Origin of the sequence: Caballeronia mineralivorans PML1(12) (genome assembly GCF_001028175.1) — a bacterium.
In the GTDB taxonomy this organism is placed as follows: Bacteria; Pseudomonadota; Gammaproteobacteria; order Burkholderiales; family Burkholderiaceae; genus Caballeronia; species Caballeronia mineralivorans.
Genome location: NZ_AEJF01000253.1, coordinates 1 through 6835, shown reverse-complemented (window position 1 = coordinate 6835; position 6835 = coordinate 1). Strand labels below are relative to the sequence as shown.

Annotated in this window: 5 protein-coding genes; all 5 read left to right on the top strand. The window is 64.5% G+C overall.

Going from position 1 to position 6835, the window contains the following annotated elements; all coding sequences use genetic code 11:
* Window positions 1-155 precede the first annotated feature (155 nt).
* The 5 genes from cpaB (at window position 156) to EOS_RS41315 (ending at window position 6698) form a co-directional block, all read left to right on the top strand.
* Window positions 156-1115, top strand: a complete 960-nt coding sequence (gene cpaB / locus EOS_RS41335; RefSeq protein WP_047898029.1) for a Flp pilus assembly protein CpaB — start codon at window positions 156-158, stop codon at window positions 1113-1115.
* A gap of 134 nt (window positions 1116-1249) precedes the next feature.
* Window positions 1250-2758 (top strand): type II and III secretion system protein family protein, encoded by a 1509-nt coding sequence (locus EOS_RS41330; RefSeq protein WP_047898026.1) that lies wholly within the window; start codon window positions 1250-1252, stop codon window positions 2756-2758.
* Window positions 2759-2887: 129 nt separating this feature from the next.
* Window positions 2888-4291, top strand: a complete 1404-nt coding sequence (locus tag EOS_RS41325; protein ID WP_152693270.1) for a fimbrial protein — start codon at window positions 2888-2890, stop codon at window positions 4289-4291.
* Window positions 4292-4294: 3 nt separating this feature from the next.
* A complete protein-coding gene (locus EOS_RS41320) occupies window positions 4295-5674 on the top strand; it encodes a CpaF family protein (RefSeq protein WP_047898025.1) in 1380 nt (459 codons plus the stop codon).
* The gene (locus EOS_RS41315; protein ID WP_047898024.1) at window positions 5667-6698 is read left to right on the top strand and encodes a type II secretion system F family protein; all 1032 of its coding nucleotides are present in this window, start codon (window positions 5667-5669) and stop codon (window positions 6696-6698) included. The genes EOS_RS41320 and EOS_RS41315 overlap by 8 nt, the downstream gene beginning before the upstream one ends.
* The last annotated feature ends 137 nt before the right edge of the window (window positions 6699-6835 follow it).

Sequence of the window (6835 nt, the reverse complement as noted above, 5' to 3'; positions counted from 1 at the left end):
CGCTCATCTACAACTACGCAAGCCGGCCACTGGTGCCCTCGCTGCCTTTGATCGGCCTGCCGTTGCCAGCAAGTCTCACCGCCAGCGCCATGGTGCAACTGAACCCGGAGAACCTGTTTTGAGTGGGGTTCACGCTTGAAACGACCACGACCATCATGGCTAACATCACTCGCATCCTCGCTGTTTTCCTGATCGCACTCGCCGTGCTGCTCGGCATTTTCGCGTGGTCCATCTCGCGCCGTCCACCGGCGCCGGTGCCGCAGATCGTGCAGGGTCAGCCGAGTTTCCCCGTGGTCGTGGCCACGCGCGATCTGCCCGCCGGCAAGCCGATCGAGGCCGATGCACTGACCTTGCGGATGGCGCCATCGCGCGGAGCTGGCGAGTTTGCCGACGCTACCGCGCTGGTAGGGCGCGTGCCGCTCGTCGCGATTGCCGCGAACACGCCGCTCGCCGAGGCGAACCTCACGACCGGACTTGCCGATGCCGTCGCGCCCGGCGAACGTGCCATCGCCGTGCGGGTCGACGAGGGCAACGCAGTGGGCAATCGAGTGCGGCCGGGCAATTTCGTCGATGTGTTTTTCATGCTCAAGCGCGATATGTCTGCCGGTCCGGGCGCTGACGCAGAGGTGGATGCGACGCAGGCGCGGCTGTTGTTGTCGCGAGTGCGCGTGCTCAGTTTCGGCGACGCGACGCTGCCCGGCACGTCCGACGCTGCCGATGCCGCAGCAAACGCGGCTAATGCTCCGCGCAGCACGGGTGCGCGCACGGCGGTGCTGGCCGTGCGTACCGCAGACATCGACGCGCTCACGCTCGCCGAAGGCGCGGGCCGACTGGTGCTGGCGCTGCGCAATCCCGCCGATACCGATACGGCCGAGCCGTTCGCCATAGCCCCTCTTCTGGCATCGATAAGGATGCCGAACAATGGTGCGAATCGCGCCGCAGCGGGATTGTCGCTGGAGGCGCTGGCCGGTTCTCATAGCGCGCGGGCGGCGCACACGACACCCGCTCTGCCGCCGTTGCCGGCCATGCCAGCGGTGCGTGCGCCGCGTGTCCAGGCGGCATCGAATGATCTCGAATTGATTCGCGGTGCACGTAGGGAAAATGTGGCGTACTGAAAACGCCAGCGCTGCCGTAAACGCGAATAGAAGCACGTTGGATGGATGAATTGCAGCAGCCAGTATAAAAAGAAAGGTCGGGGCCATGCCGCCATATGGCGACACCGCAGTACGCAGTCAATACATAAAAAATCATGAGAGCCAAGGTTGCTTATCGAGGACGTAGCGTCTCTGGCGCTCGGCGGGTACTGCTCGCCGCGCTGGTCTGCGCGTGTGCGTCGGGTCCAGTCGCCAGCGCGAAGACTGCCAGGCCTGCCACCGGTGCGACCGAATCCCAGGCGTCGCGGGTTATCGATATCGCAGTCGGCTCCCAGAAGCAGATCGCAACCGGACACGTGTTGCAGCGCGTAGCCGTGGGAGATCCGACGGTCGCGGACGTGCTTTGGCTCAAGAGCAGCAGCGGTGCAAGCGGTGGTTTATTGCTGGTGGGGAAAAACGCCGGACGCACTGAAATGATGGTTTGGGAGCGTGGTCAAACCGCGCCGCGTACTTATACGATCAACGTCACCACACTGGCCGCCCGCGAATTGCTCGGCAGCGATACGCCCGAAGTGAACGTGCTTGGCCGCACGGCGGTGATCACAGGGTCCGCCGCGACGATGGAATCACATCAGCGCGCAGTGGCCGTGGCGAACGAGTCGGTTGCAAAAGCCGGCGGCACGTCCGATGTACCGGCGGGATCGGTCGGCAAGAATTCCGCAGGCCAAAGCGACAGCGCGCCGGATCCGTTTGCGGCTGGGGGCGCGAAGGACGGCACCGTCCTCGATGCATCGACGATAGCAACCAGTCCCGTCGTTCAGGTCGATGTGAAGGTCGTGGAGTTCAGCAAGACCGTGCTGAAGGAAGCGGGCTTCAATCTCTTCAAGCAGAACAACGCGTTTGCATTCGGCACTTTTGCACCTTCGTCGCTGACGTCATATACGGGCGGCGCGACCACGAACTTGCAGGTTTCGGCCACCTCACCTATCAGCAGCGCCTTCAACCTGATCGTGAACCTGGGTTCCCGCGGCATCTTCGCGAACCTGAGCCTGCTTGAATCGAACAACCTGGCACGCGTGCTGGCCGAGCCGACGCTCGTCGCATTGTCGGGGCAGAGCGCGAGTTTCCTCGCCGGCGGCGAAATTCCAATCCCTGTGCCGCAGTCGCTTGGCACGATCAGCATTGTCTATAAACCCTACGGCATTGGGCTGACGGTCACGCCGACCGTGCTCGGTCCGCAGCGGATCGCGCTGAAAGTCGCACCCGAAGCGAGTCAGCTCGACTTTCAGCACGCGCTGACCATCAACGGTATTTCGGTGCCGGCGATCACCACCCGGCGCGCGGATACGACCGTCGAACTCGGTGATGGCGAGAGCTTCGTGATCGGTGGCCTGATCGATCGCGAGACAGCATCGAACGTCGACAAGGTACCGTTGCTCGGCGATTTGCCAGTCATCGGCGCGTTCTTCAAGACCTTGCAGTACACGCAGAACGATCGCGAGCTGGTGATCATCGTGACGCCGCATCTGGTCTCGCCGATCGCAAAGGGCGCGGTCCTTCCCGCGACACCCGGCGAGCAGGCCGAGCGGCGCGACGGACCTGTGTGGCGCTCGTTCATTGGTGGTTTTGCGTCGCGTGAAGCGGTGCCGGGGTTCTCGAAATGACGGGCGTCCGGTCTGACAAAAGGGGCTGTGGGCAGGCGGTGAAGGCGCGTGCAAGTCCGTTCGGAACAGCGGGGGAGATGAGATATGCAGGCAGTGTTGCCCGCGCCGATACGGCAGGAGAAAGCGGCGATGAACGCAAGAGTTCAATCTTTGACTGACGTGGAAACGCGTGCGCCCGGCGTACGCTTCCTGTGCGTCTGCTCGGATGCGGGGCGGCGGGCGTGGCTCGCGCACGCGCTGGGCACGCTGGGCGCGCTCGAGTATGTGCCGTATGATGCCGTCGCGCTCATGCCGAAGATCTCGACGCTGGGCGCCACGCTGGTGTTCATCGACTTCGCCCGTGCGCCGCTCGAAGCACCGGAGGCCAGCATCGCGAGCGCGACCGCCATGGCGAGCGCCGTGCACGACGCGTTCCCGAGCGTCGCTATCGTTGCGCTTGGATCCTTGCAGCAGTCGGCCAGCGCGATCGCGGCATTGCGCGCGGGCGTGCGTGATTTCATCGACGTAGAAGGCGAGGCCGCCGAGGCATTACGGATTGCGCAGCAATTGATCGAGCAGGCGAGCCGGTCGGCGCACACCGAACAGATGTCCAGCCGACACGGCCACATCACGGTGCTGCTCGGCGCGCGCATTGGGGTGGGTGTCAGCACGCTGGCGGCCAATCTGTCGGTGAAGTTGCAAAAGCGCGGCACGGCGGCGTCGAAGACGGCCGCGCTGCTCGACCTTGGCATACCCGCCGCCGACAGTTCCGTGCTGCTCGACACGCAAAGCGAGTTCAATTTCGTCGATGCCGTGCGCAACCTGCGCCGCTTCGACCAGACCTTCGTGCACACCGCCTTCGGGCGTCACGCAAGCGGCCTTGCCGTGACCACGCTGCCGGCTGATCTCACCGCGATGCGCGAGGTGTCGTATGCGTCGGCGGTGAATCTGCTGAACCGGCTGCGGACCTTCTTCGATCACCAGATCGTCGATCTCGGCGGTTTCACGAACCTCGAGTTCGTCGCGCAAGTGGTGCGGGCGGCTGACCACGTGTGGCTCGTCTGCGATCCGAACGTGGCGTCGGCGGTTTCGGCCTTGGAGCTGCTGGAAGGCTTGCGTTTCCACGATATAGACGCACACGCGCCCAAGGATCGCGACACCGCCGATGCGCCGCAGAAGCTGCATCTGGTCGTGAACAAGTTCGACCCGACGCTGCAATTCGGCGCAGAGCAAATTGCCGAGCGGCTCGGCTTGCCGTTGCTCGCGGTGCTGCCGGCTCGCGCGCAGGCGCTCGGACGCGCGGTGAACCAGGGGCGCCTGCTGGCGGATATCGCCGAACGCGATGCTTATGTACGTGCGCTCGATCCGTTGGTCGCGCGGCTCGGCGGCCAGAAAGCAGCAGTGGCCGACAGCATCACAGCCACCTCCGGGCCGTTGCCGGACGGCGCGGAACCCATTGCACCGAAGCAGAAGACGGCGGTTTCCGTCGACGCGGCGAGCGGCTTCAAACGACTCTTCAAGCGGCTCTTTTCCACTTTTTTAAAGCGGTCATAGACGATGGCAAAAGACATCGAGTTCGCCGACGACGCCACTTCGTTCGCGCATACCCAGCAGTTCCAGGACATCAAGAACGCGGCGCACGAACATCTGCTTACGCGGATCGAGGAACTGGGGGCCGAGTTCGGACGCTGGTCGCGCCAGGCGATCCAGCAGTTCGTCGATCTGGAGATCGACGGTTTTGTGCGGCTGCGACGCATTCCGCTGAACGAGAGCGAAGTGCGGCTGGTGGCGCAGGCATTGACCAAGGAGCTGGCCGGCTTCGGACCGATCGAGGATCTGCTCGCCGATCCGGCCGTGGAAGACATCCTGATCAACGGCTTCGACGACGTCTACGTCTCGCGCCACGGCATGCTCGTGAAGATCCCGGTGCGCTTCGCAGACAACGCGCATTTGCTGCGGATCGTGCGGCGGATTCTCGCGCCGATTGGCCGGCGCCTGGACGAATCGAATCCGATGGTCGATGCCCGCCTGCCTGACGGCGGCCGGGTGAACGTGGTGATCGAGCCGTTGTCGCTCGACGGGCCGGTGGTGTCGATACGCAAGTTTCGCCGCGATCCGTTGCGGCCCGACGACCTGCTTGCGAACGGGACCTTCGACCAGGAAATCTGCGCGTTGCTCGACGCAGCGGTTGCCGCGCGCTGTAACGTGCTGGTGTCGGGCGGTACGAGCTCGGGCAAGACGTCGCTGCTCAACGCGCTCGCGTTTTTCATCCCCAAGCATGAACGCGTGGTGACGATCGAGGACACCGCCGAACTCTCGCTCAACCACCCGCACGTGGTGCGGCTCGAAAGCCGTCCGGGCGGGTTCGACGGAGCTGGCGTGGTGTCGATCCGCGACCTCTTGCGCAACACGCTGCGGATGCGGCCGGACAGGATCATCGTAGGTGAAGTGCGCGGCGGTGAAGTGCTGGAAATGCTGCAGGCGATGAACACCGGCCACGACGGTTCGATGGGCACCGTTCACGCCAGTTCAGCGCGCGAATGTCTTTACCGGCTCGAGATGCTGGCGGGTTTTGCCGGCTTCCAGGGCACGGAGTCGAGCTTGCGGCGGCAGATTGCGAACGCTATCGATTTCATCGTGCAGATCGGGCGTTTGTCCAATGGCCGGCGGCGGATTTTGTCGGTGACGGAAGTGACGGGGCTCTCCGACAACATCGTCGCGACGCAGGAGCTGTACCGCTATGAACCGGTCGTGGGGGACGGTGGGGAGGAACTGGACAACTGGGTCTCGCTCGGGATTCATCCGAGCTCGCCGAAGCTGGCCAAATACCGGCAGGCGCTAGGCAACGACAGAGACGGCGACAGCTTCAACGATGGCTTCGGGCGCGGCGGCGGTGGTGGCTTCGGGCGCTCCTCGGGAGGAGGCTTTAATGTCTAGCGGCATCGGGCTCGTTCTGGTGGTGGCGCTGCTGTGCGCGGCGGGCGGGCTGTTGCTGTGGCAGCGCGCACAGGACACCCGCGAACGTGCGCTGACGGAGCGTTTTGTCGACCGGCGCGTGGCGTCGGCGCACGGCGCTGTACCGGGCGCGGCACCGGTCCAGAACGGGCAGCGCGGCGAGGCGTCGTTGCCTCGCCAGCGACAGCGTTCTGCCGGTCCCGCGGCGATGCCGACGAATGCTGCGCCACACGGCGTGCGCGAAAACTTGCGTCATCTGCAGGCGCGCCTCGCTTATGGCTTTGGCAACCTGATGAGCCGCGCGGGCATCGCCAGTCAACGCACGTTGTTGTCGGCCACTTGCGCGGTGATCCTGCCCGGCGCGTGCTGGGTCGGTCTGCGTACACATTGGCTCGTCGGGCTGGGTTTCATCGCCTTCGGCGTGCTCTGCGTATTTGCATTTCTCTCATGGCGCGCACAGAAGCGCTATCAGCGTATCTCGCGCCAGTTGCCCGTATTCCTCGATGGCATCGTGCGGCTCATCACGATTGGCAACAGCGTGCCAGCCGCGTTCCAGGCCGCGCTCACGACCACCGACGCGCCTTTGCGCGACTGCCTTGACCGGGTTTCGCGGATGTTGCGCTCGGGTGTCGAAATCGATGTGGCGCTCAAGCACGTGGCCTCGGTGTATCACGTGCGTGAGCTGGAGCTGGTCGGCTCGGTGCTGCGTATCTCCGTGAAATACGGCGGCCGCTCCGACGTGATGCTCGAGCGCATGGCCGCGCTGATGCGTGATCTCGAACAGGCCGAGCGCGAGCTGATTGCGTTGTCCACCGAGACGCGTTTGTCCTCGTGGGTGCTCGGGCTGTTGCCGGCGCTAGTGGGCGGCGTGGTGATCATCTCCAGCCCGTCGTACTTCGAGGCGATGTGGTCCGACCCGTTCGGCCAGCGCCTCGTGTATGTGGCGTTGGGACTGCAAATGCTCGGCGCTTTCCTGCTGTATCGCCTTGCGCGCCTGAGGGACTGACGATGACCGCTCAGACTGTGTTCGCTCTTGCCTTGCTGGTCGCCGCGCTGGGCTGCGCTTTGTTCGGCGTGCTCGCATTCACGGGTCTTGCGCGCCTGCAGCGCGGCGCGCGCACGCTCGACCACGCACTCGATCAA

Excerpts from the sequence above, each read along its gene's own strand:
- cpaB (WP_047898029.1), top strand. The coding sequence starts at position 156 with ATGGCTAACATCACTCGCATCCTCGCTGTTTTCCTGATCGCACTCGCC.
- EOS_RS41330 (WP_047898026.1), top strand. The coding sequence starts at position 1,250 with ATGAGAGCCAAGGTTGCTTATCGAGGACGTAGCGTCTCTGGCGCTCGG.
- EOS_RS41325 (WP_152693270.1), top strand. The coding sequence starts at position 2,888 with ATGAACGCAAGAGTTCAATCTTTGACTGACGTGGAAACGCGTGCGCCC.
- EOS_RS41320 (WP_047898025.1), top strand. The coding sequence starts at position 4,295 with ATGGCAAAAGACATCGAGTTCGCCGACGACGCCACTTCGTTCGCGCAT.
- EOS_RS41315 (WP_047898024.1), top strand. The coding sequence starts at position 5,667 with ATGTCTAGCGGCATCGGGCTCGTTCTGGTGGTGGCGCTGCTGTGCGCG.